The organism is Planotetraspora sp. A-T 1434, from assembly GCF_025420585.1.
Lineage (GTDB): Bacteria > Actinomycetota > Actinomycetes > Streptosporangiales > Streptosporangiaceae > JAOEGB01.
Genome location: NZ_JAOEGB010000071.1, coordinates 1 through 1,283, shown reverse-complemented (window position 1 = coordinate 1,283; position 1,283 = coordinate 1). Strand labels below are relative to the sequence as shown.

General features: G+C 69.8%; 1 protein-coding gene. It reads right to left on the bottom strand.

Translation table 11 applies throughout. From position 1 onward, the window contains the following. Positions 1–1,283 (bottom strand): AMP-binding protein (locus tag N5079_RS34980; RefSeq protein ID WP_261588516.1); only part of this gene is annotated, 1,283 nt, incomplete at both ends.

Here is a 1,283-nt window from a genome sequence, read left to right as displayed (position 1 = left end):
GCGCTCACCCCATGCGTGGTGATGAGGCCCTGCAGGGTCGCCGGGTCCAGCTCGCCCGGCGGAGCCACCACCACCGTGCCCCCCCGCAGCAGCGGCACCCACAACTCATACGTCGAGGCGTCGAACGCCATCGGAGAATGCGCCAGCACCCGCCCAAGCGCCCCACCGTCGAACCGGCGATCGAACACCAGCGCCACCACATCCCGATGCCGAACCGCCACCCCCTTCGGCACCCCCGTCGACCCCGACGTGTACATCACATACGCCAACTGCTCCGGATCCACCACGAGCTCCGGCCCGGACAGCCAGACCGAACCGTCGCCCGGCACGACGTCCGGCAGATCGGCCAGGTCCACCGGCACAGCGAACGACGTCATGTCCGGTGACGGGACTCCCGCGACCACCACGTGACCGGGGTGGATCTCGCGGGCGGTGGGCGCCCAGGCAGGGTCGGTCACCAGCACCGACGCCCCCGCCTCGGCCAGCACCAACCCCAGCCGCGACGCCGGGGCCCGCACATCCAGCGGCAGATACGCCCCGCCCGCCTTCACGATCGCCAGCACCGCCACGACCGCCTCCACCGAGCGGTCCATCAACACCCCGACCCGATCCTCCGGCCGCACCCCCAACTCCACCAGACGACGCGCCAACCGATCAGCCCGCTCGTCCAGCTCCCGGTAACTCACCGACTCATCGCCACAGACCACGGCCGTGGCAAACGGATCCCGCCGCACCCGCTCAGCGAACAGACCCGGCACCGTGCCGAACGGAACCTCGTGGCCGGTGTCGTTCCACCCGCCCACCACCAGATCCCGCTCGACCCCGGTCAGCATCGGCAGCTCACCCACCAGCCGATCCGGATCACCGCTGATCTCCTCCAGCAACACCCCCAGATGACCCGCCATCCGCTCCACCGTCCCCGCCTCGAACAGATCGGTGCTGTAGTTCACGGCGGCCCGCAGGCCACCGTCGAACTCCTCGAACTCGAGGGTGATGTCGAAGGCGGCGGTCTCCGTCGGCGGTGCCAGTTCCTCGACCGTCAACCCAGGCAGGCGCGGCATGCGGTCGTCGTTGTTCTGGAGGACGACCATGGCCTGGAACAGCGGCGTGCGGCTCGTGTCCCGGACCGGCGCCAACTCCTCCACCACCCGCTCGAACGGCACATCCTGATGCGCGAACGCCTCCAGCACCGTCTCCTTCACCCCAGCCAGCAGCCCATCCACCCGCTGCCGGCCATCGACCTGGGACCGCAACACCACCGTGTTGACGAAGAACCCCACCAA